General features: G+C 58.6%; 18 protein-coding genes. 14 read left to right on the top strand and 4 right to left on the bottom strand.

Translation table 11 applies throughout. The annotated features are described in order from the left end of the window. The first annotated feature begins 17 nt into the window (after positions 1-17). From ispG to HB664_RS19860, 7 genes are all read left to right on the top strand, one after another. Entirely contained in the window at positions 18-1,136 is a 1,119-nt protein-coding gene (gene ispG, locus HB664_RS19890; protein ID WP_023308814.1) for a flavodoxin-dependent (E)-4-hydroxy-3-methylbut-2-enyl-diphosphate synthase, read from the top strand. Between the two features lie 80 nt (positions 1,137-1,216). Next, entirely contained in the window at positions 1,217-2,491 is a 1,275-nt protein-coding gene (gene hisS / locus HB664_RS19885; RefSeq protein WP_032622984.1) for a histidine--tRNA ligase, read from the top strand. A 13-nt stretch (positions 2,492-2,504) separates the two neighbouring features. Beyond that, positions 2,505-3,125 carry a YfgM family protein gene (locus HB664_RS19880; protein ID WP_033146211.1) on the top strand — a complete coding sequence of 207 codons (621 nt, stop codon included), beginning with the start codon at positions 2,505-2,507 and terminating at the stop codon, positions 3,123-3,125. 10 nt (positions 3,126-3,135) lie between these two features. Beyond that, on the top strand, positions 3,136-4,314 hold the full coding sequence (gene bamB, locus HB664_RS19875) for an outer membrane protein assembly factor BamB (protein WP_008502135.1): 1,179 nt from the start codon (positions 3,136-3,138) through the stop codon (positions 4,312-4,314). Between the two features lie 112 nt (positions 4,315-4,426). Continuing rightward, positions 4,427-5,899 (top strand): ribosome biogenesis GTPase Der, encoded by a 1,473-nt coding sequence (gene der, locus HB664_RS19870; RefSeq protein ID WP_023308811.1) that lies wholly within the window; start codon positions 4,427-4,429, stop codon positions 5,897-5,899. Positions 5,900-6,199: 300 nt separating this feature from the next. Beyond that, positions 6,200-7,744 carry a peptide MFS transporter gene (locus tag HB664_RS19865; RefSeq protein WP_029741661.1) on the top strand — a complete coding sequence of 515 codons (1,545 nt, stop codon included), beginning with the start codon at positions 6,200-6,202 and terminating at the stop codon, positions 7,742-7,744. Positions 7,745-7,799: 55 nt separating this feature from the next. Then, positions 7,800-8,021 (top strand): zinc ribbon domain-containing protein, encoded by a 222-nt coding sequence (locus HB664_RS19860; protein WP_023308796.1) that lies wholly within the window; start codon positions 7,800-7,802, stop codon positions 8,019-8,021. Here HB664_RS19860 and HB664_RS19855 read toward each other — a convergent pair. Genes HB664_RS19855 through xseA form a run of 3 tightly spaced genes read right to left on the bottom strand, consistent with a single transcriptional unit; the run spans position 8,018 to position 10,820 of the window. Further along, positions 8,018-8,368 (bottom strand): protealysin inhibitor emfourin, encoded by a 351-nt coding sequence (locus HB664_RS19855; protein WP_006811517.1) that lies wholly within the window; start codon positions 8,366-8,368, stop codon positions 8,018-8,020. The genes HB664_RS19860 and HB664_RS19855 overlap by 4 nt on opposite strands. Then, entirely contained in the window at positions 8,369-9,388 is a 1,020-nt protein-coding gene (locus tag HB664_RS19850) for a M4 family metallopeptidase (protein ID WP_219940086.1), read from the bottom strand. A 58-nt stretch (positions 9,389-9,446) separates the two neighbouring features. Next, the gene (gene xseA / locus HB664_RS19845; protein ID WP_039263732.1) at positions 9,447-10,820 is read right to left on the bottom strand and encodes an exodeoxyribonuclease VII large subunit; all 1,374 of its coding nucleotides are present in this window, start codon (positions 10,818-10,820) and stop codon (positions 9,447-9,449) included. A gap of 158 nt (positions 10,821-10,978) precedes the next feature. Here xseA and guaB point away from each other — a divergent pair, with 158 nt between their 5' ends. Further along, complete coding sequence (gene guaB / locus HB664_RS19840) at positions 10,979-12,445, top strand: IMP dehydrogenase (RefSeq protein ID WP_023333022.1); 1,467 nt, start codon at positions 10,979-10,981, stop codon at positions 12,443-12,445. A 67-nt stretch (positions 12,446-12,512) separates the two neighbouring features. Beyond that, complete coding sequence (gene guaA, locus HB664_RS19835; RefSeq protein WP_006811514.1) at positions 12,513-14,090, top strand: glutamine-hydrolyzing GMP synthase; 1,578 nt, start codon at positions 12,513-12,515, stop codon at positions 14,088-14,090. Between the two features lie 57 nt (positions 14,091-14,147). Here the strand turns inward: guaA and HB664_RS19830 are convergent, their stop codons facing one another. Then, positions 14,148-14,978, bottom strand: coding sequence for a MurR/RpiR family transcriptional regulator (locus tag HB664_RS19830; RefSeq protein WP_219940085.1), 831 nt, complete (start codon positions 14,976-14,978; stop codon positions 14,148-14,150). Positions 14,979-15,270: 292 nt separating this feature from the next. On the opposite strand from HB664_RS19830, the gene HB664_RS19825 reads away from it, so the two are divergent. The 5 genes from HB664_RS19825 (at position 15,271) to HB664_RS19805 (ending at position 22,558) form a co-directional block, all read left to right on the top strand. Then, complete coding sequence (locus tag HB664_RS19825) at positions 15,271-16,776, top strand: CoA-acylating methylmalonate-semialdehyde dehydrogenase (RefSeq protein WP_023308791.1); 1,506 nt, start codon at positions 15,271-15,273, stop codon at positions 16,774-16,776. Positions 16,777-16,787: 11 nt separating this feature from the next. Continuing rightward, complete coding sequence (gene iolD, locus HB664_RS19820) at positions 16,788-18,713, top strand: 3D-(3,5/4)-trihydroxycyclohexane-1,2-dione acylhydrolase (decyclizing) (RefSeq protein WP_219940084.1); 1,926 nt, start codon at positions 16,788-16,790, stop codon at positions 18,711-18,713. Between the two features lie 301 nt (positions 18,714-19,014). Then, the gene (gene iolG, locus HB664_RS19815; protein WP_182931053.1) at positions 19,015-20,001 is read left to right on the top strand and encodes an inositol 2-dehydrogenase; all 987 of its coding nucleotides are present in this window, start codon (positions 19,015-19,017) and stop codon (positions 19,999-20,001) included. A gap of 31 nt (positions 20,002-20,032) precedes the next feature. After that, positions 20,033-20,962: a substrate-binding domain-containing protein gene (locus HB664_RS19810; RefSeq protein WP_033146190.1), complete on the top strand. Its 930-nt coding sequence runs from the start codon at positions 20,033-20,035 to the stop codon at positions 20,960-20,962. Positions 20,963-21,010: 48 nt separating this feature from the next. Then, positions 21,011-22,558: a sugar ABC transporter ATP-binding protein gene (locus HB664_RS19805; protein WP_219940083.1), complete on the top strand. Its 1,548-nt coding sequence runs from the start codon at positions 21,011-21,013 to the stop codon at positions 22,556-22,558. Positions 22,559-22,560: the final 2 nt, after the last annotated feature.

Raw genomic sequence — 22,560 nt, 5'->3', positions numbered from 1 at the left:
AACGCGGGAGATTTTTCATGCATAACCAGGCTCCGATTCAACGTAGAAAATCGAAACGGATTTACGTTGGGAATGTGCCAATCGGCGATGGGGCACCTATCGCCGTTCAGTCGATGACCAATACGCGCACTACTGATGTGGAAGCGACGGTCAATCAAATCAAAGCATTAGAACGTGTAGGCGCGGACATTGTTCGCGTTTCCGTCCCAACCATGGATGCCGCTGAGGCGTTCAAACTGATCAAACAGCAGGTCAGCGTTCCGCTGGTGGCTGATATCCACTTCGACTACCGCATCGCACTGAAAGTGGCCGAATACGGCGTCGATTGCCTGCGCATTAACCCGGGCAACATCGGTAACGAAGAGCGTATCCGCATGGTCGTGGACTGCGCCCGCGATAAAAATATTCCTATCCGTATCGGCGTTAACGCCGGTTCCCTGGAAAAAGACCTGCAGGAAAAATACGGCGAGCCGACGCCACAGGCGCTGCTCGAATCCGCGATGCGTCATGTCGATCATCTCGATCGTCTTAACTTCGATCAGTTCAAAGTCAGCGTAAAAGCGTCCGACGTGTTCCTGGCGGTGGAGTCTTATCGTCTGCTGGCAAAACAGATCGACCAGCCTCTGCACCTCGGGATAACCGAAGCGGGCGGCCTGCGCAGCGGCTCTGTAAAATCTGCGATCGGTCTGGGGCTGCTGCTCTCTGAAGGGATCGGTGACACCCTGCGCGTCTCGCTGGCGGCCGATCCGGTCGAAGAGATCAAAGTCGGTTTCGATATCCTGAAATCGCTGCGCATTCGCGCGCGTGGGATCAACTTCATTGCCTGCCCAACCTGCTCGCGTCAGGAGTTTGATGTGATCGGCACGGTGAATGCCCTGGAGCAGCGTCTGGAAGACATTATCACCCCGATGGACGTCTCCATCATCGGCTGCGTGGTAAACGGTCCGGGTGAAGCACTGGTGTCAACCCTGGGCGTAACCGGCGGTAACAAGAAAAGTGGTCTCTATGAAGATGGCGTTCGTAAAGATCGTCTGGATAATAGCGACATGATCGACCAGCTTGAAGCCCGCATCCGCGCCAAAGCCGCCATGATGGACGAAACACAGCGTATCAGCGTTCAGCAGGTTGAAAAATAACGTGATGGGAAGCGTGCCGCTTCCCATGTATGATTGAACCCATTCTTTGGGTTTTTTTTGTATATAGAAAGAGAATAAACGTGGCAAAAAACATTCAAGCCATCCGCGGCATGAACGATTATCTGCCTGGCGAAACCGCCATCTGGCAGCGCATTGAAGGCACACTGAAGCAGGTGCTCGGCAGCTACGGTTACAGCGAAATCCGTTTGCCGATTGTAGAGCAGACCCCGTTATTCAAACGCGCGATCGGTGAAGTCACCGACGTGGTTGAAAAAGAGATGTACACCTTTGAGGATCGCAACGGCGACAGCCTGACCCTGCGTCCGGAAGGTACGGCGGGCTGCGTACGCGCCGGCATCGAACATGGTCTTCTGTACAATCAGGAGCAGCGCCTGTGGTATATCGGCCCGATGTTCCGCCACGAACGTCCTCAGAAAGGTCGTTATCGCCAGTTCAATCAGCTGGGCGTGGAAGTCTTTGGCCTGCAGGGCCCGGACATTGACGCCGAACTGATTATGCTGACCGCCCGCTGGTGGCGCGCCCTCGGTATCGCCGATCACGTTTCTCTTGAGTTGAACTCTATCGGTTCTCTGGAAGCACGCGCTAACTACCGCGATGCGCTGGTGGCGTTCCTGGAACAGCATAAAGAGAAGCTGGACGAAGACTGCAAACGTCGCATGTACAGTAACCCGCTGCGCGTTCTGGATTCCAAAAACGCGGATGTTCAGGCACTGCTGAACGATGCGCCTGCGCTGGGTGACTACCTTGATGAAGAATCTCGCGAACACTTCGCGGGCCTGTGCAAGCTGCTTGAAGCGGCAGGCATCGCCTATACCGTGAATCAGCGCCTGGTGCGCGGTCTGGACTACTACAACCGTACCGTGTTTGAGTGGGTGACCACCAGCCTCGGTTCTCAGGGCACCGTATGTGCGGGCGGCCGTTATGACGGTCTGGTTGAGCAGCTTGGAGGTCGCGCAGCCCCTGCTGTTGGCTTCGCGATGGGCCTTGAGCGACTTGTTTTGCTGGTTCAGGCAGTTAATCCGGAATTTAAAGCAGATTCCGTTGTCGATATATACCTGGTGGCTTCAGGCGCGGAAACGCAGTCTGCGGCGATGCAGCTTGCCGAACGCGTGCGCGATGCGCTGCCGGGCGTTAAGCTGATGACCAACCATGGCGGCGGCAACTTTAAAAAACAGTTTGCTCGTGCCGATAAGTGGGGCGCAAGTATTGCACTGGTGCTGGGCGAGTCCGAAGTGGCTAACGGCGAAGTGGTGGTGAAGGACCTGCGCTCTGGTGAGCAGACAACGGTAACGCAGGACGGCGTTGCGGCGCACTTGCGCACTCTATTGGGCTAAGGAGAAGGACTGCGTGGAAATTTACGAGAACGAACACGATCAGGTCGACGCGATTAAGCGCTTCTTTGTTGAAAACGGCAAAGCGCTGGTTGTTGGGGTTATTTTAGGTGTCGGTGCGCTGGTGGGCTGGCGTTACTGGAACAATCATCAGGCAGATTCCGCGCGCGGCGCGTCCCTGTCCTATGAAAATACCGTGAGCGCAATTCGTGCCGATCAGCCGCAAACGCTGACGGCGGCAGAAAAATTTGCGGCTGACAACAAAAACACCTACGGTGCACTGGCTGCGCTGGAAGTGGCTCAGCAGTACGTTGATAAGAACGAACTGGATAAAGCCGCTGCACAGCTCTCGCAGAGCCTTGCTGCGGCAAGCGATGAGAACCTGAAAGCGGTGATCAATCTGCGCCTGGCACGTATTCAGGTTCAGCAGAAAAAAGCTGACGATGCGCTGAAAACGCTCGATACCATCAAAGGCGAAGGTTTTGCTGCCATCGTTGCCGATCTGCGCGGTGAAGCACTGCTGAGCAAAGGTGACAAAGCGGGCGCGCGTAAAGCGTGGCAAGCTGGCGTAGAGAGCAATGCTTCACCTGCGCTGAGCGAAATGATGCAGATGAAAATAAATAATTTGTCCGTCTGAGAGGGACCCGATGCAATTGCGTAAATTACTTCTGCCAGGACTGCTTTCTGTTACGTTATTGAGTGGTTGTTCACTGTTCAGTGGCGAAGAAGACGTTGTGAAAATGTCCCCACTGCCGACGGTTGAAAACCAGTTTACCCCATCCACCGCGTGGGATGTCTCCGTGGGCAATGGGATTGGTGATTTCTATTCCAACCTTCATCCTGCGTATGCAGACAGCGTTGTCTATGCCGCTGACCGCAAAGGTACCGTGAAAGCGGTGAACGCCGATGACGGGAAAGAAGTATGGTCCGTTAACCTGGCGGAAAAAGACGGCTGGTTCTCCCGTAAACCTGCACTGCTGTCTGGCGGTCTGACCGTTGCCGGTGGCCATGTCTACGTGGGCAGCGAAAAAGCGCAGGTTTATGCGCTGAACAGCAGCGACGGTTCTATTGCCTGGCAAACAACCGTAGCGGGTGAATCCCTGTCTCGCCCGGTGGTGAGCGACGGCCTGGTGCTGATTCATACCAGCAACGGCCAGCTGCAGGCGCTGAACGAAGCTGACGGTCTGGTGAAATGGACCGTTAACCTGGATATGCCTGCGCTCTCTCTGCGCGGCGAATCCGCACCGGCTACCGCATTTGGTGCTGCCATTGTGGGCGGTGACAACGGTCGCGTGAGCGCCGTGCTGATGCAGCAGGGTCAGATGATCTGGCAGCAGCGTATCTCTCAGGCCACTGGCTCAACGGAAATTGACCGTCTGAGCGACGTAGACACAACGCCGGTCATTGTTAACGGTGTGGTTTACGCGCTGGCCTATAACGGCAACCTGACCGCGCTGGATCTGCGCAGCGGCCAGATCATGTGGAAACGTGAGCTGGGCTCTGTGAACGATTTCATCGTTGAGGGCAACCGCATCTATATGGTCGATCAGAACGACCGTCTGCTGGCGCTGAGCACCGAAGGCGGCGTGACGCTGTGGACGCAAAGCGATCTGCTGCACCGCCTGCTGACCGCACCGGCGCTGTACAACGGTAGCCTGGTGGTTGGCGACAGCGAAGGGTATATGCACTGGATCGATCCGGATAACGGCCGCTTTGTTGCACAGCAAAAAGTCGACAGCTCTGGCTTCCTGACCGATCCGGTTGTGGCCGACGGCAAACTGCTGATTCAGGCAAAAGACGGCACGCTGTACGCGATCACGCGTTAATTACCCGGCGGTTGTAGTATACTAAACGGCTCCTGTTCACTCAGGAGCCGTTTTGACATTTTTAAAAACGCCGCGAAAGCGACGTTATTTTGAATTTTATGAGGCTTCAAACATGGTACCTGTGGTCGCGCTTGTCGGGCGCCCTAACGTTGGAAAATCCACTCTTTTTAACCGTTTAACACGCACCCGTGATGCGCTGGTTGCGGATTTCCCGGGGCTGACGCGTGACCGTAAGTACGGTCGTGCAGAGGTGGAAGGACGTGAGTTCATCTGTATTGATACCGGTGGTATTGACGGCACAGAAGACGGCGTTGAAACCCGCATGGCGGAACAGTCGCTGCTCGCGATTGAAGAAGCGGATGTGGTGCTGTTTATGGTGGATGCGCGCGCTGGCCTGATGCCGGCGGACTCCGCTATTGCCAAACACCTGCGTTCACGCGAAAAGCCGACCTTCCTGGTGGCGAACAAAACTGACGGTATCGATGCCGATCAGGCCGTCGCGGATTTCTGGTCTCTGGGCCTGGGTGAAATCTACCCGATTGCGGCATCGCATGGCCGTGGCGTCACCAGCCTGCTGGAAACCGTTCTGCTGCCGTGGGTTGACGAAGTAAACCCGCCGGAAGAAGTAGACGAAGATGCTGAATACTGGGCGCAGTTCGAAGACGGAGAAGAGGGCGAAGAAGAGCCTGAAGACGACTTCAACCCGCAGGATCTGCCGATCAAGCTGGCCATCGTGGGTCGTCCAAACGTAGGTAAGTCTACGCTTACTAACCGTATTCTGGGTGAAGAGCGCGTGGTCGTTTACGACATGCCGGGCACCACCCGTGACAGTATCTACATTCCTATGCAGCGCGACGAGCGCGAGTATGTCCTCATCGACACCGCCGGGGTGCGTAAGCGCGGGAAAATCACCGATGTGGTGGAAAAATTCTCCGTTATCAAAACCCTGCAGGCGATCGAAGATGCCAACGTAGTGCTGCTGGTCATCGACGCACGCGAAGGTATCTCCGATCAGGATCTCTCTCTGCTCGGCTTTATCCTCAATAGTGGGCGCTCACTGGTTATCGTGGTCAACAAGTGGGATGGCCTGAGCAATGAAGTGCGCGAGCAGGTGAAAGAGACCCTCGACTTCCGTCTGGGCTTTATCGACTTCGCCCGCGTGCACTTTATCTCGGCGCTGCACGGCAGCGGTGTGGGTAACCTGTTCGAATCCGTGCGTGAAGCGTACGACAGCTCCACCCGTCGTCAGAGCACCGCGATGCTGACCCGCATCATGAACATGGCTGCAGAAGACCATCAGCCGCCTCTGGTGCGCGGCCGTCGCGTGAAGCTGAAATATGCCCACGCCGGTGGTTATAACCCGCCAATCGTAGTAATTCACGGCAACCAGGTGAAAGACCTGCCGGATTCCTACAAGCGCTATCTGATGAACTACTTCCGTAAATCGCTGGACGTAATGGGCACGCCTATCCGTATCCAGTTCAAGGAAGGGGAAAACCCGTTTGCCAACAAGCGCAACACCCTGACGCCAAACCAGATGCGTAAGCGTAAGCGATTGATTAAGCACATTAAGAAAAGCAAATAAGCTTTACCTGCCTCACGAAAGCCCGCGATTATCGCGGGCTTTTTTTTGCCAAATCATACCGCCGGTTTTCTCTGTGTGAAGTCAATCACTATTCACTATTAACCAAGTTTAAATCTAAGAAAGTAGACAATCGTCGAATTTTCATCTTAAAGTCCAGGGTCTGGTACTAGACAAAACTAGCGCCTGGTTATCAAATGGTTAACTAACTTTTCGCCGCATGTAAAAAATCGGCCAGATACGTAACTGGCCGGCGTACCTGCTGGTGTTTACAAGCACGACGACATACCTTTCGGGAGAATTATGCAATCCACTGTTAATCAAAAAGAGAGCCGAACGTTCTTCGGCCATCCGTATCCGCTCGGTTCCCTGTTCTTCACCGAGATGTGGGAGCGTTTCTCATTTTACGGCATTCGTCCGTTACTGATCCTGTTTATGGCCGCCACCGTCTATGACGGTGGGATGGGCCTGGCGCGTGAAAACGCCTCGGCGATTGTCGGTATCTTTGCCGGTACCATGTACCTGGCCGCGCTGCCGGGCGGGTGGCTGGCCGATAACTGGCTCGGTCAGCAGAGAGCCGTCTGGTACGGTTCGATCCTGATTGCGCTCGGCCACCTGTCGATCGCGCTCTCTGCGGTGATGGGGAACAACCTGTTCTTTATCGGCCTGATGTTCATCGTGCTTGGCTCAGGGCTGTTCAAAACCTGTATCTCGGTGATGGTCGGCACCCTGTATAAAAAAGGCGACGCGCGTCGTGACGGCGGTTTCTCGCTGTTCTATATGGGCATCAACATGGGCTCGTTCATCGCGCCGCTGATTTCCGGCTGGCTGATCAAAACCCACGGCTGGCACTGGGGCTTTGGTATAGGCGGTATCGGGATGCTGGTGGCGCTGATTATCTTCCGCGTGTTTGCCGTTCCGGCAATGAAACGCTATGACGGCGAAGTCGGCCTCGACTCTACCTGGAACAGCCCGGTGGTGAAGCGTAACGGCGTGGGCGTTTGGCTGCTGGCGCTGGCGGCTGGCGTGGCAACGATCGTGACGCTGATTGCGCAGGGCGTGATTGTGATTAACCCGGTCGCGGTAGCCAGCGTGCTGGTCTACGTGATTGCGGCGTCCGTTGCCCTCTACTTTATTTATCTGTTTGTCTTTGCGGGGCTGAACCGTAAAGAGCGCGCCAGGCTGTTGGTCTGCTTTATTCTGCTGATTTCAGCGGCGTTCTTCTGGTCCGCGTTTGAGCAGAAGCCAACCTCGTTTAACCTGTTTGCCAACGACTACACTAACCGCATGATTGGCGATTTTGAAATCCCGGCGGTGTGGTTCCAGTCAATCAACGCCCTGTTCATCATCCTGCTGGCACCGGTGTTTAGCTGGGCATGGCCGAAGCTCGCGAGCAAAAACATTCGTCCGAGCAGCATCACCAAGTTCGTTATTGGTATTTTGTGCGCGGCGGCAGGCTTTGGCCTGATGATGCTGGCGGCACAGAACGTGCTGAGCAGCGGTGGAGCGGGCGTGTCGCCGTTCTGGCTGGTGGGCAGCATCCTGATGCTGACGCTCGGCGAACTGTGCCTGAGTCCGATTGGCCTGGCGACCATGACGCTGCTTGCGCCGGAAAGAATGCGCGGCCAGATGATGGGGCTGTGGTTCTGCGCCAGCGCGCTGGGTAACCTGGCTGCGGGGCTGATTGGCGGCCACGTGAAGGCCGACCAGCTGGATATGCTGCCGGATCTCTTCGCTCGCTGCTCCATCGCGCTGCTGATTTGTGCCGCGGTACTGATCGTCCTTATTGTTCCGGTGCGCCGCATGCTGGAAAATGCGCAGACTAAACCGGCTGCTAACGCCTCATAAAGCTCGGTCTTGCCGGGGCGGCGTTATGCCCCGGTAAAACCCAACAGGAGAGAATATGTCGATTACCTGCCCGGAATGCCAGGCACCGCTGGAGCCCCAGAACGGGGTAGCGCACTGCGACAGCTGTAATAAAGATATTGCGCTTGAAGCCCGCTGCCCGGAGTGCCATCAGCCGCTCCAGGTATTAAAAGCCTGCGGTGCGGTGGACTATTTCTGCCAGAACGGCCACGGTCTTATCTCTAAAAAACGCGTGGAGTTTGTTCGGGCCGAAGGTTAATCGCAGACGCAGCCTTCGCCTTTCTGCCACAGCTCGACCAGCGACTCGGGGGCTTCCTGCTCGGGCACCAGCACGATGATATCGGCGTAGTGCGCCTGATTTTGCCCGGTCCAGATAATCTGGATGCGGAAATAGCGCTGGTCGCCGCTGCCGGGTGAAGAGGCTTGCCCCGGCGGCTGACCGCGTGGAAAAGCCTGCTCCAGGATGCTCACCAGGCGCTGGCGCTGGGCCTCATTGAGCGAGGAGAGCGCGATGGTGCGCTGTCCGCTCAGCTTGGGAATAAAAGCGACGCCGCCTTCCCGGGCCAGCTCAACCACGGCGTCATCCGTCAGTTCCGGAACCTGCATTTACAACACTCCCACCTGTTCCCAGGCTTGTTTAATGGCCGCACCAGCGTCGCTGCCGGAGCGTTTCTCTCCGTGCGCGATCGTCAGCTTTGCGAAGGCCTCAAAATCCGCATCCTGCGCCAGTTTGCGATCGCAAACCGTGTCGTACCAGGCATAACCCGCTTTTTCCCAGGCGTAGCCGCCGATCGCCGTAGCGGCCAGATAAAATGCCCGGTTGGGGATGCCGGAGTTCAGGTGCACGCCGCCGTTATCCTCGCGCGTTTTAATGAAATCTTTCATGTGCGCAGGCTGCGGGTCTTTGCCGAGCAGGGGATCGTCATAGGCGGTGCCGGGTTTAGACATTGAGCGCAGCCCTTTGCCGTTAATCCCTTTCGCCAGCAACCCTTCACCAATGAGCCAGTCAGCCTTATCTGCGGTTTGCTTCAGATGGTACTGTTTAACCAGCGAGCCAAACATGTCCGACAGAGACTCGTTCAGCGCGCCCGACTGTTCAAAATAGATAAGCCCGGCTTCGGTCTCGGTCACGCCGTGGCTCAACTCGTGCGCTACCACGTCGATGGCGATGGTAAAGCGGTTAAATATTTCCCCGTCGCCGTCGCCAAATACCATCTGCTGACCGTTCCAGAAGGCGTTCTGATATTCCCGGCCATAGTGAACGGTGCCGGTCAAAATAAGCCCTTTATTATCGAGCGAATCGCGCTGATATTCTTTCCAGAAGAAATCATGGGTAATACCTAAATAATCGTAGGCTTCATCCACCGCCACATCGCCGTTCGATGGCTGGCCTTCGTAACGCACCTGGGTACCCGGCAGCTCCTGGGTATGCTTCGCGTCGTAAATATCGCGCTCCAGCTGTCCGGCTTTATTCACGTGTGGCGCGGCGGGTTTGCCGGGCATGTGGGCCATCAGCGTCTGGACGTGGGTTAAGGTCTGACGGGCACAGCGCTGCTGCGGCTCGGAACCGCTTTCGATAATACGACGAAGAATATAAGGTGGAATAACGCTATGAAGATGGGGCATGCTGCTCTCCTTATTAAAAAAGGGAATAGCAGCAGTATAGTAAGTAACCGGCGAGGAATTATCCGGTTTTACGCTGACGCGTCTTTTTCACCGGTTTAATTGATTTCACTTCGCTTTCTACCCAGCCGTCGGAAAGACGCGTCGTCAGCACATCGCCGGTATTCACCTGTTTGGTCTGCTTCAGCACTTTGCCGTCCGTCGCCGTCGTCACGCTATAGCCGCGCGCCAGCGTGGAGAGGGGGCTGACCGCTTCAAGATGGGTCACCGCATTGCCAAAACGTTCGCGGGTGGTGCTCAGGCGCGCCCGGACAGTTTCCGCCAGACGATACTCCAGCTGCTGGATCCGCGTTTGCGCGCGATAAATTTTCGGCTGCGGGTTCTGCTGATTCAGGCGCTGGGTTACGCGCTGCTGGCGCGATACCGCGCGCTTGAGCTGCGCGTCCACCGCAAAGCTCATGCGCTGACGCAGGCGCTCCAGCACGGTCTGCTGACGCGCCAGACGCAGCTGCGGGTGCTGCTGCTGAAGACGATGATGAAGCTGGGTAAAGCGGCGGGTACGGTTGGCAAGGAAGTAGTCCATCGCCATCTCAAGACGCTGCTGGCCGTTCTGAATCTGACGCAGCAGCTCCAGCTGGTTCCGGCTGACCACTTCCGCCGCCGCGGACGGCGTAGGCGCGCGCAGATCCGCGACAAAATCGGCTATCGTTACGTCCGTTTCGTGGCCGACGGCGCTTACCACGGGGATCAGGCTTGCAAAGATTGCCCGCGCCACGCGCTCGTCGTTAAAGCTCCACAAGTCTTCCAGCGAGCCGCCGCCGCGCCCGACGATTAATACGTCGCACTCCTGACGGGCGTTCGCCAGCTCAATGGCGCGAACTATCTGGCCCGGAGCATCGTCACCCTGAACGGCGGTCGGGTAGATGATGACGGGCAGGGAAGGATCGCGACGCTTCAGCACGTGCAAAATATCGTGCAGTGCCGCACCGGTTTTCGAGGTGATGACCCCAACGCAGTGGGCGGGGGAGGGCAGCGGTTTTTTGTACTGCTGGTCGAACAGCCCTTCGGCAGAGAGCCTGGCTTTTAGCTGTTCATACTTCTGCTGCAGCAGGCCTTCGCCCGCAGGCTGCATGCTCTCGACGATGATCTGATAATCGCCGCGCGGTTCATACAGAGTGATATTGGCGCGAACCAGAACCTGCTGGCCGTGCTGAGGACGAAACGTCACGCGACGGTTGCTGTTGCGGAACATCGCGCAGCGCACCTGGGCGGTGTCGTCTTTTAAGGTAAAGTACCAGTGACCGGAGGACGGCTGCGTGAAGTTAGAGATCTCACCGCTGATCCAGACCTGCCCCATTTCCTGCTCAAGCAGCAAACGCACCGTCTGATTCAGGCGGCTGACGGTATAAATTGAGGGGGATTGAGAGGATAACATGTGAGCGGGATCAAATTCTAAATCAGCAAGTTATTCAGTCGATAGTAACCTGCTGAGAGGCAATCGCAAGCTTTTTTATAAAAAAGTGTAGATGCAATCGGTTACGCTCTGTATAATGCCACGGCAATATTTAACCACCCAGGTCAGAGATATTGCCCATGCTACGTATCGCTAAAGAAGCACTGACGTTTGACGACGTCCTCCTCGTTCCCGCTCACTCCACTGTTCTGCCGAATACTGCCGATCTCAGCACGCAGTTGACGAAAACCATTCGCCTGAACATTCCTATGCTCTCTGCGGCAATGGACACCGTGACTGAAGCGCGCCTGGCTATCGCCCTGGCACAGGAAGGTGGCATTGGCTTTATTCACAAAAACATGTCTATCGAACGTCAGGCGGAAGAAGTTCGCCGCGTGAAGAAACATGAATCCGGCATCGTGTCTGACCCACAGACCGTTCTGCCAACCACCACGCTGCACGAAGTGAAAGCCCTGACCGAACGTAACGGCTTTGCCGGTTACCCGGTGGTGACCGAAGAGAACGAACTGGTCGGTATCATCACCGGTCGTGACGTGCGTTTCGTGACTGACCTGAACCAGCCTGTCAGCGTCTACATGACGCCAAAAGAGCGTCTGGTTACCGTTCGCGAAGGTGAAACCCGCGACGTGGTGCTGGCAAAAATGCACGAAAAACGCGTTGAAAAAGCGCTGGTTGTTGACAGCAGCTTCCACCTGCGCGGCATGATCACCGTTAAAGATTTCCAGAAAGCAGAACGTAAGCCTAACGCCTGTAAAGACGAGCATGGCCGTCTGCGCGTTGGCGCTGCGGTTGGCGCTGGCGCCGGTAACGAAGAGCGCGTTGACGCTCTGGTTGCTGCGGGCGTTGACGTCCTGCTGATTGACTCCTCTCACGGCCACTCCGAAGGCGTTCTGCAACGTATTCGCGACACCCGTGCCAAATACCCTGATCTGCAGATCATCGGCGGTAACGTGGCCACTGGCGCAGGCGCTCGCGCGCTGGCTGACGCTGGCTGCAGCGCGGTGAAAGTAGGTATCGGCCCTGGCTCCATCTGTACTACCCGTATCGTCACCGGCGTGGGCGTTCCGCAGATCACCGCCGTGTCTGACGCGGTTGAAGCGCTGGAAGGCACCGGTATTCCGGTTATCGCTGACGGCGGTATCCGTTTCTCAGGCGATATCGCCAAAGCGATCGCCGCGGGCGCAGCTGCCGTAATGGTAGGCTCCATGCTGGCCGGTACCGAAGAATCCCCGGGTGAAATCGAACTCTACCAGGGCCGTTCTTACAAATCTTACCGCGGTATGGGCTCCCTGGGCGCGATGTCCAAAGGCTCCTCTGACCGTTACTTCCAGACCGATAACGCCGCTGACAAACTGGTACCGGAAGGTATCGAAGGTCGCGTTGCCTATAAAGGCCGTCTGAAGGAGATCATTCACCAGCAGATGGGCGGCCTGCGCTCCTGTATGGGTCTGACCGGCTGTGGTACCATTGACCTGCTGCGTACTAAAGCGGAATTCGTACGCATCAGCGGTGCGGGTATCCAGGAGAGCCACGTTCACGACGTGACGATCACCAAAGAGTCCCCGAACTACCGTCTGGGCTCCTGATAAGTTTCCGCGCCCGGCTTCTGCCGGGCGCTCTGTTTTTGTTTCACTTGCCTCGGAATTAGCGTCAATGACGGAAAACATTCATAAACATCGCATTCTCATCCTGGACTTCGGTTCTCAGTACACTCAGCTGGTGGCGCGTCGCGTACGTGAACTGGGCGTTTACTGTGAGCTGTGGGCGTGGGATGTCACGGAAGCACAGATTCGCGAATTCAATCCAAGCGGCATCATCCTGTCCGGCGGCCCGGAAAGTACCACCGAAGAGAACAGCCCGCGCGCGCCGCAGTACGTGTTCGAAGCTGGCGTGCCGGTATTCGGCGTTTGCTACGGCATGCAGACCATGGCAATGCAGCTGGGCGGCCACGTAGAAGGCTCTAACGAGCGCGAGTTTGGCTACGCACAGGTAGAAGTCGTCACCGACAGCGCGCTGGTGCGCGGTATCGAAGACTCCCTGACCGCAGACGGCAAACCGCTGCTGGACGTGTGGATGAGCCACGGCGACAAAGTCACCGCCATCCCGTCTGACTTCGTGACCGTTGCCAGTACCGAAAGCTGCCCGTTTGCCATCATGGCGAACGAAGAAAAACGTTTCTACGGCGTGCAGTTCCACCCTGAAGTGACCCACACCCGTCAGGGTATGCGCATGCTGGAGCGCTTCGTTCGCGACATCTGCCAGTGTGAAGCCCTGTGGACCCCGGCAAAAATCATCGACGACGCCGTTGAGCGTATCCGCCAGCAGGTTGGCGATGACAAAGTGATCCTCGGCCTTTCCGGCGGCGTGGACTCCTCCGTAACCGCGATGCTGCTGCACCGCGCCATCGGCAAAAATCTGACCTGCGTCTTCGTGGACAACGGTCTGCTGCGTCTGAACGAAGCCCAGCAGGTTATGGACATGTTTGGCGACCACTTCGGTCTGAACATTGTTCACGTGGAAGGCGAGCAGCGCTTCCTGGACGCGCTGAAAGGCGAGAACGATCCGGAAGCGAAACGTAAGATCATCGGCCGCGTGTTCGTAGAAGTGTTCGACGAAGAAGCGCTGAAGCTGGAAGACGTGAAGTGGCTGGCGCAGGGCACCATCTATCCGGACGTGATCGAGTCTGCGGCCTCCGCAACCGGTAAAGCACACGTCATCAAATCTCACCACAACGTGGGCGGCCTGCCGAAAGAGATGAAGATGGGCCTGGTTGAACCGCTGCGCGAGCTGTTCAAAGACGAAGTGCGTAAGATCGGTCTGGAACTGGGTCTGCCGTACGACATGCTCTACCGTCACCCGTTCCCGGGTCCGGGTCTGGGCGTGCGCGTGCTGGGCGAAGTGAAGAAAGAGTACTGCGACCTGCTGCGTCGCGCGGACGCGATCTTCATCGAAGAGCTGCACAAAGCTGACCTGTACAACAAGGTAAGCCAGGCGTTCACCGTGTTCCTGCCGGTTCGCTCCGTCGGTGTGATGGGCGATGGCCGCAAGTACGACTGGGTTGTTTCCCTGCGTGCGGTGGAAACCATCGACTTCATGACCGCGCACTGGGCGCACCTGCCGTATGACTTCTTAGGGCGCGTGTCTAACCGCATCATCAACGAAGTGAACGGTATTTCCCGCGTGGTGTATGACATCAGCGGTAAGCCACCGGCTACGATTGAGTGGGAATAATTTCCCGCTGAATTAACAACCAAACCCTCTGCCTGTGCAGGGGGGTTTTTTATTGCCTTACTTCCCCTCTCCCAACCGATACGCCAGCGCCACCACCAGCGACTGCACCAGGCACAGCGTTGCCGACTGTGACCGAAACGCATCCACCTGCGCCTCTTTCACCACAAAGCAGAGTTCGCTGAACGTCGCCAGCGGGCTTATCTGGCTGTCCGTAATCACAATCTGCCGCGCGCCGACGCTGGCGGCGGTTTCGCTGACCATCACCGTCTCTTCCGCGTACGGCGAGAAGCTGATCGACACCACGATGTCGCGCGCCTTAATGCGGCTGATTTGCTCGCGCAGCATCCCGCCCATGCCGTCGAGCAGGATAGGGCGGCATTCCAGATGGCTCAGGGCATAGGTAAGGTACGCGGCGACGCTAAAGGATCGACGCAGTCCGGCGATGTAGATGGTGTCGGCGTCGGCCAGCAGCTGTACCGCGCGCTCCAGCATCTCCGGCTCGGCGCGGGCGGCCAGCTGCTGCAGCGCCTGCGCGTTCGAGCGGGCAAACTCCTGCAGGATATCGAGCGGCGTTTCCGGCACGGCCTCGCTCTCCATCTCGCGAAATAGCCGCGCGCGGTCGCTGTAGCTGGCGGTCTCCTCCACCAGGTTCATGCGAAACAGCTGTTTCATTTCGTTGAAGCCAGTGAAGTCAAAGGCGTTGGCAAAGCGGATCAGCGTCGAGGGCGGCACGTCGGCGCGCTCGGCAATGACGGCAACCGTATCAAAGGCCACGCTGTTGGTGTTATCCAGCACGTAGCGGGAGACCTGCTGCAGCCTCTTGCTCAGGCTATCGTAGCGATCGCGGATTTGCTGCTGCAGTTCGTTCAGGCTGGTTGCTGTCGTCATGTTATCCCCCAAATACAGTCTTATGATTCTAAACGCAAAACCGCGTCTTTTAAATGTCGGCCATCCATCTGGCAGCAAAAATGAAACAGAAACTTCAGTCATTTCCTCGCCCGAAATCCCTTAATAGCGCACGCTGCGTCAGTGTTGTTGGCTGTTAACATAAAAATCCATCCTTGATCACAATAATCATCATTTATTTTATTTCAACTTAAAATGGAATATTTGTTTCATATATAGTGTTCAGTACACAGTGTTCAGTTAACAGTCACGTATCAACAGCGAGAGGTTAAGGATGGAGACGGTAGCGAATTTTATTCACGGCGAATGTGTCACCGGTTCAGGCCAGCGCGTTCAGGCGATCTTCAACCCGGCCACCGGCGAGCAGATCCGCCAGGTGGTGATGAGTACGGCGCAGGAAACGGAGCAGGCGATTGCCGCCGCGCAGCAGGCGTTTCCGGCGTGGGCGCGCCATGCTCCGCTTAAGCGCGCGCGCGTGATGTTCCGCTTCAAGGCGCTGCTGGAAGAGAACATGGAGCGCCTGGCCCGCATCATCAGCGAAGAGCACGGCAAGGTCTTCTCCGACGCGGTGGGCGAACTGACACGCGGCCTGGAAGTGGTGGAGTTTGCCTGTGGCATCCCACATCTGCAAAAGGGTGAACATTCTGCGAACGTCGGTACCGGCGTCGACAGCCACTCGCTGATGCAGCCGCTCGGCGTCTGCGCCGGGATCACGCCGTTTAACTTCCCGGCGATGGTGCCGATGTGGATGTTCCCGATTGCGCTGGCGACCGGCAACACCTTCGTGCTGAAGCCGTCGGAAAAAGATCCTTCTCTGGCGCTCGCGCTGGCGCAGCTGCTGAAAGAGGCCGGGCTGCCCGACGGCGTGTTCAACGTGGTGCAGGGCGATAAGGAGTCCGTTGACGTGCTCCTGACCGACCCGCGCGTGCAGGCGGTGAGCTTTGTCGGCTCCACGCCGATTGCGGAATACATTTACCAGACCGCGTCCGCCCACGGAAAGCGCTGCCAGGCGCTGGGCGGCGCGAAAAACCACTGCATCCTGATGCCGGACGCCGACATGGAGATGGCGACCAACGCCATCATGGGCGCGGCCTACGGCGCGGCGGGCGAACGCTGCATGGCGCTCTCGGTGGTGCTGGCGGTGGGGGATAAAACTGCCGATGACCTCTGCGCCCGGCTGGAGAAACAGATTGCCGCGCTGCGCGTGGGGCCGGGTCTGGACCAGTCGCCGGAAAACGAAATGGGGCCGCTCATCTCCTCCGCACACCGCAGCAAGGTGCTGGGCTACATCGACAGCGGGGAAGCGCAGGGAGCGAAACTTCGCGTGGACGGTCGCGGCTTCAGCGTGAAGGGCCACGAGCAGGGCTACTTCGTCGGGCCGACGCTGTTCGATAACGTCACTCCGGAGATGACCATCTATAAAGAAGAGATCTTCGGCCCGGTGCTTTCTGTGGTGCGCGTAGCAGATTACGCCAGCGCGGTGGATCTGATTAACCGCCATGAATATGGTAATGGTTCGGCGATCTTCACCCGCGACGGCGGCTGCGCGCGCCGCTTCTGCGAAGAGGTGCAGGCGGGCATGGTGGGCGTCAACGTGCCGATCCCGGTGCCGATGGCGTTCCACAGCTTCGGCGGCTGGAAGCGTTCCATCTTTGGCGCGCTCAACGTTCACGGCAGCGACGGCGTGCGCTTCTACACCCGAATGAAAACCATCACCGCGCGCTGGCCGGAAATGCAGCAGGAGACAGGCGCTGCGTTCTCCATGCCGACGCTGGGCTGACAGGAGGTTTTATGCAAACCGAACGTATGACCATGGCCCAGGCGCTGGTCCGGTTCCTCAATCAACAGTACGTCAGCGTGGACGGCAACGAAACGCCCTTCGTGGAGGGCGTGGCCACCATCTTTGGGCACGGCAACGTGCTGGGTATCGGCCAGGCGCTGGAGCAGGACCCGGGCCATCTGCAGGTGATGCAGGGCTGCAACGAGCAGGGAATTGCCCATATGGCGACGGGATTCGCCAAACAGCACCGCCGTCAGCGCATTTTTGCCGTCACCTCCTCCGTCGGGCCGGGCGCCGCCAATATGGTGACCGCGGCGGCCACCGCCACGGCAAACCGCATCCCGCTCCTGCTGCTGCCGGGCGATATCTACGCCAGCCGCCAGCCGGACCCGGTGCTGCAGCAGATCGAGCAGTATCACGATCTCAGCATCAGCACCAACGACTGCTTCCGTCCGGTCTCCCGCTACTGGGACCGCATCAACCGTCCCGAGCAGCTGATGAGCGCAATGCTAAGCGCGATGCGAACGCTTACTGACCCCGTCAATACCGGCGCGGTGACCATCTGCCTGCCGCAGGACGTGCAGGGAGAGGCCTGGGACTACCCGCTGAGCTTCTTCGCGCGTCGCGTGCATCACATCGAACGCCGTCCGCCCGATCCGCAGCGTCTGGCGCGGGCGCGGGCGCTGATCGCCCGCAAGCGTCGTCCGCTGGTGGTGTGCGGCGGCGGCGTGCGCTATTCCGGCGCGCATGAGGCGTTTCGCGAATTTGTCGAAACGCTGCGGCTGCCGTTTGCCGAAACCCAGGCCGGAAAGGGAGCGCTGGTAAGTGACCACCCACTTAACCTGGGCGGCATAGGGGTGACGGGCGGAATGGCCGCCAACCAGCTCGCGCCGCAGGCCGATTTAGTGATTGGCGTCGGCACGCGCCTTACCGATTTTACCACCGGCTCCAAGGCGCTCTTTTCCCACCCGGACGTTGAGTTTCTGCTGCTGAACGTGGCCGAGTTTGACGCCCTGAAGCTGGACGCCACCGCGCTGATTGCCGATGCCCAAACCGGGCTCCAGGCCTTGACCCACGCGCTCGGGGATTACCGCAGCGGCTGGGGAGAGGCGATCGCTCAGGCGAAGTCCGCCTGGCGCGACGAGTGCCGCCGCCTGTGGGACCGCCAGTGGCGTCCTGACGACGCGCCCGAAGTGGCGGGGCACCTGGATGCGCAGCTGGCGGAATACGGCGAGACGCTCAACACCCGCCTGACCCAGACGCGGGTGCTGGGGCTGATCAACCAGCATATTGAAGATAGCGCCATCGTGGTGGGCGCGGCCGGTTCGCTGCCGGGGGATTTACAGCGCCTCTGGCAGGTCAAAACGCCGGACAGCTATCACCTGGAGTACGGCTACTCCTGCATGGGCTACGAGATTGCGGCGGCCATCGGCGCGAAGCTCGCCAGACCCGAGCAGCCGGTGTACGCCATGGTGGGGGATGGCTCCTACATGATGCTGCACTCCGAGCTGCAAACCGCCGTTCAGGAGGGCATTAAGGTCACCGTTCTGCTGTTTGATAACGCCAGCTTCGGCTGCATTAACAACCTGCAGATGGGGCACGGCATGGGCAGCTTTGGCACGGAAAACCGTCGGCGCAACCCGGAAACCGGGCGGCTTGACGGGCCGCTGGTGAAGGTCGACTTTGCGCAAAACGCGGAAAGCTACGGCTGCCGCGCGTGGCGGGTGAACGATGAGCAAAGCCTGCTGGCGGCGCTGGAGGCGTCGCGGGCGCATCCCGGCCCGACGCTGCTGGACATCAAGGTGCTGCCGAAGACCATGACACACGACTACGCCTCCTGGTGGCGAACCGGTGATGCGCAGGTGGCGGCGTCGTCTGCCGTGCGTGAGGCCGCTGAGCAAACGCAGGCGCAGGTGAAAAAAGCCCGCCAGTATTGAGTTTTCTCTTCGTAACGAAATTTTCATTTCATTTTCCCCTCACCCTAACCCTCTCCCCAAAGGGGAGAGGGGATAGTTTGGTGCGCGCTTTTCTCCCTCGCCCCATTGGGGAGAGGGCCGGGGTGAGGGGAGTTGCCGCACGCTCACTCATGTTGTGAGATTGATAACAAAATTTATCTCATTCATCTCAAAAGTGTTAACCCGCACTCAAAAACATAATTTTCACTATTTATAAAAATGAAATAAATGTTTTATTTATAGAGTCGTTAGTTCACAGCATTCACCAACACCGGGAGCCGTTATGTTTAACATTGCTTTACTGGGCGCTGGCCGAATCGGCCAGGTACATGCAGCTAACATTGCCAGCCACGGCGCGACCACGCTCTGGTCCGTGGTTGACCCGAATCAGGAATTTGCCACCCGTCTCGCCGCGCAGTATCAGGCCCGTCAGCAGAGCCTGAGTGAGGCGATGACCGACCCTAACGTTCACGCCGTGCTGATCGCCTCCGCCACCGACACCCACGCGGATCTGATTGAAATGGCCGCCCGCCACGGCAAGGCCATCTTCTGCGAAAAGCCGGTACACCTTGACCTCGCCCGCGTGCGCGACTGCCTGAAGGTGGTCAAAGAGTACGACGTGCCGCTGTTCATCGGCTTTAACCGCCGCTTTGACCCGCAGTTTCGCCGCGTGAAAACCGACGCGCAGGCCGGGCGCATCGGCAAACCGGAATCGCTGCTCATCATCTCCCGCGACCCGTCTCCGCCGCCTGCGGAGTACGTGCGCGTCTCCGGCGGCATGTTCCGCGATATGACCATTCATGACTTTGACATGGCCCGCTTCATCATGGGCGAAGAGCCGGTGTCGGTGTATGCCCAGGGCAGTAACCTGGTGGATCCGGCGATTGGCGAGGCGGGGGATATCGATACCGCGTTTATCGTTCTGAAATATGCCTCCGGCGCGATGGCGACCATCGTCAACAGCCGCCGTTCATCTTACGGCTACGACCAGCGCCTGGAGCTGCACGGCTCCGAAGGGCTGCTGTGCGCGGGCAACATTCTGGAAAACCAGGTGCAGCACTACGGCAAACAGGGCTGCACCAGCGCGCTGCCGGAACACTTCTTCCTGCAGCGCTACAAATCCGCTTACGCCGCGGAATGGGAACACTTTGTTGCGGTCCTGCGCGGCGAAGCGGTGCCTGACTGCAGCGGCGATGATGGTGAACGTGCGCTGTACCTTGCGGATAAAGCGCTGGAGTCACTGCGCAGCCAGCGCGAGATCGTCCTCTAAACACAACAACCCTACACAGAGAGACATAATAATGAAAAAACTGATCGTAGCCGCCCTCATCGCCATGACGTCCGGGGCCGCCCTCGCCGAAAACGAGCAAATTGTTTTCAGTACGCCAAACCTGGCCATGCCGTTTGAAGTTCACATGCAGCGCACGGCGGTGAAAGCCGCAAAAGAGATGGGCGTGAAGCTTCAGGTGCTGGACGGGCAGGGCAGCTCGCCGAAGCAGGTAGCTGACCTGGAAAACGCCATCACCCGCGGGGCGCAGGGATTTATCGTCTCCCCGAACGACGTGAACGCGGTCTCCAGCGCGGTGGATGAGATTCAGGATGCGAAGCTGCCGATCGTCACCCTTGACCGCTCCGTCGACAGCCAGAAGAAAGTGCCGCACTTCGGCGCCAACAACTACAAGGGCGGCCAGGCGGTTGGCGACTTCGTTAAAACCAAATTCCCCGACGGCGCGGATATTATTCTCCTCACCGGTCAGCCGGGCTCCTCTTCCAACATTGAACGCACCAAAGGGATCCGCGACAGCCTGAAGGCGGGCGGGGATAAGTACAAGATCGTCGCCGATCAGACCGGCAACTGGATGCGTTCTGAAGGAATGCGCATCGTTGAAAGCGTTCTGCCTTCGCTGCCGAAACGTCCGCAGGTGATCCTCTCCGCCAACGACGATATGGCGCTGGGCGCGATTGAAGCGCTGCAGAGCCAGGGCGTGAAGCCGGGCGAAATCCTCGTGACCGGGTTTGATGCGGTGCCGGAAGCGCTGGCCCGCGTGCGCGACGGCTGGCTGGCGGTAACGGCGGATCAGCGCCCGGGCTTTGCGGTGCAGACGGCGATGAGCCAGCTGGTGGCCAACGTGCGCGAGAAGAAAGCCATCACCGGGGCCGACTACCCGCCGACGCTGATCACCAAAGAGAACCTGCAGCAGGCTGAGCGTATCGGTGAGGCCGGTAACTAATATGTCCCGAGCCGCCTCTGGCGGCTCATCATGAGGAGGAGCAGACTGATGTCGCAACCCTTACTGAAAGTGACCGACCTGGCAAAAAGCTTTTCCGGCGTCTGGGCGCTGAGCAGCGCTCAGCTGACCGTCGGCAGCGGCGAAATTCACGCCCTGCTGGGGGAAAACGGGGCGGGAAAATCCACGCTGCTGAAGGCGCTCGCGGGCGCACAGGCGCAAACGCGCGGGGATATCTGGTTCAACGGCGAAACGCTGCCGGTGGACGACTCCCCGGTGGCGCGCCAGAACAAGGGCATTATCACCATCTATCAGGAATTCAACCTGCTGCCCAACATGACCGTCGCGGAAAACATGTTTCTCGGTCGCGAGCCGCGCAGGCGTAACCTGATCGTCGACGAAAGGGCGGTCAACCAGGAGGCGCAGGTCATTCTCGATTACCTCCAGCTGAACGTTGCGCCGACCACGCCTGTCGCCCGCCTGAGCGTCGCCCAGCAGCAGATGGTGGAGATCGCCCGGGCGCTGACTCTCAACGCCCGATTAATCATTATGGACGAACCTTCCGCCGCGCTGAGCGACAGCGAGGTGGAAAGCCTGCACCGCGTGGTGCGGGAGCTTAAAAACCGCGGCGTGAGCATTATTTACGTTACCCACCGTCTGCACGAAGTTTTCCAGCTCTGCGATCGCTTCACCGTTTTCCAGGACGGCCGCTTTACCGGCACCGGCGCGGTGGCGGAGACCAACGTCGAACAGCTGATCCGTCTGATGGTCGGGCGCGACGTAGCCTTTAACCGTCGCCCCGCCAGCGAAACCCATCATGAAGACAAACCCGTCCGCCTGGCGGTGAAGGGGCTGAGCCGCGAAAAGCCGCCGCTGGATCCGCACGGCATCGCCCTGCACGACATCAGCTTCCACGTCCACGCCGGGGAAGTCTTAGGCATTGCCGGGCTGGTGGGCGCGGGACGTACCGAAGTGGCCCGCTGCCTGTTTGGCGCAGATGCCTTTACCTCAGGGAGCTTTGAGCTGGACGGCGTGCCGTACCAGCCGCGCGACCCGCTGTATGCCCTCGATCAGGGCGTGGCGCTGGTGCCGGAAGACCGCAAAAAAGAGGGGGCGGTGCTGGGGCTGTCGATTCGCGACAACCTGTCGCTCTCCTGTCTCTCCTCGCTGCTGCAGTGGCGCTGGTTCGTGAACACCCGCAAAGAGGACGATCTGATTGAGTCCTACCGCAAGGCGCTGCAGATCAAAATGGTCAACAGCGCGCAGGAGGTGCGCAAGCTCTCCGGCGGCAACCAGCAAAAGGTGATCCTCGCGCGCTGCATGGCGCTCAACCCGCGGGTGCTGATCGTCGATGAGCCGACGCGCGGCATCGACGTGGGGACCAAATCGGAAGTGCACCAGGTGCTGTTTGACATGGCGAAAAAGGGCGTGGCGGTGATCGTGATCTCCTCCGATCTGCCTGAAGTGATGGCGGTGTCTGACCGGATCATCACCCTCAGCGAAGGCCGGGTGACCGGCGAAATCCACGGCGACGACGCTAACGAAGAACGGCTGATGACGATGATGGCCATCAACCACAACGCCCTGAACGCGGCATAACG

It is taken from the genome of Enterobacter sp. DNB-S2 (assembly GCF_019443845.1).
Taxonomy (GTDB): domain Bacteria; phylum Pseudomonadota; class Gammaproteobacteria; order Enterobacterales; family Enterobacteriaceae; genus Enterobacter; species Enterobacter asburiae_B.
The sequence above is the reverse complement of the archived record's forward strand: the minus strand, read 5'-3'. Positions and strand labels throughout refer to the sequence as shown.

Coding starts and splice junctions, on each gene's coding strand:
- ispG (WP_023308814.1), top strand. CDS start 18: ATGCATAACCAGGCTCCGATTCAACGTAGAAAATCGAAACGGATTTAC.
- bamB (WP_008502135.1), top strand. CDS start 3,136: ATGCAATTGCGTAAATTACTTCTGCCAGGACTGCTTTCTGTTACGTTA.
- der (WP_023308811.1), top strand. CDS start 4,427: ATGGTACCTGTGGTCGCGCTTGTCGGGCGCCCTAACGTTGGAAAATCC.
- HB664_RS19865 (WP_029741661.1), top strand. CDS start 6,200: ATGCAATCCACTGTTAATCAAAAAGAGAGCCGAACGTTCTTCGGCCAT.
- HB664_RS19860 (WP_023308796.1), top strand. CDS start 7,800: ATGTCGATTACCTGCCCGGAATGCCAGGCACCGCTGGAGCCCCAGAAC.
- HB664_RS19855 (WP_006811517.1), bottom strand. CDS start 8,368: ATGCAGGTTCCGGAACTGACGGATGACGCCGTGGTTGAGCTGGCCCGG.
- HB664_RS19850 (WP_219940086.1), bottom strand. CDS start 9,388: ATGCCCCATCTTCATAGCGTTATTCCACCTTATATTCTTCGTCGTATT.
- xseA (WP_039263732.1), bottom strand. CDS start 10,820: ATGTTATCCTCTCAATCCCCCTCAATTTATACCGTCAGCCGCCTGAAT.
- guaB (WP_023333022.1), top strand. CDS start 10,979: ATGCTACGTATCGCTAAAGAAGCACTGACGTTTGACGACGTCCTCCTC.
- guaA (WP_006811514.1), top strand. CDS start 12,513: ATGACGGAAAACATTCATAAACATCGCATTCTCATCCTGGACTTCGGT.
- HB664_RS19830 (WP_219940085.1), bottom strand. CDS start 14,978: ATGACGACAGCAACCAGCCTGAACGAACTGCAGCAGCAAATCCGCGAT.
- HB664_RS19825 (WP_023308791.1), top strand. CDS start 15,271: ATGGAGACGGTAGCGAATTTTATTCACGGCGAATGTGTCACCGGTTCA.
- iolD (WP_219940084.1), top strand. CDS start 16,788: ATGCAAACCGAACGTATGACCATGGCCCAGGCGCTGGTCCGGTTCCTC.
- iolG (WP_182931053.1), top strand. CDS start 19,015: ATGTTTAACATTGCTTTACTGGGCGCTGGCCGAATCGGCCAGGTACAT.
- HB664_RS19810 (WP_033146190.1), top strand. CDS start 20,033: ATGAAAAAACTGATCGTAGCCGCCCTCATCGCCATGACGTCCGGGGCC.
- HB664_RS19805 (WP_219940083.1), top strand. CDS start 21,011: ATGTCGCAACCCTTACTGAAAGTGACCGACCTGGCAAAAAGCTTTTCC.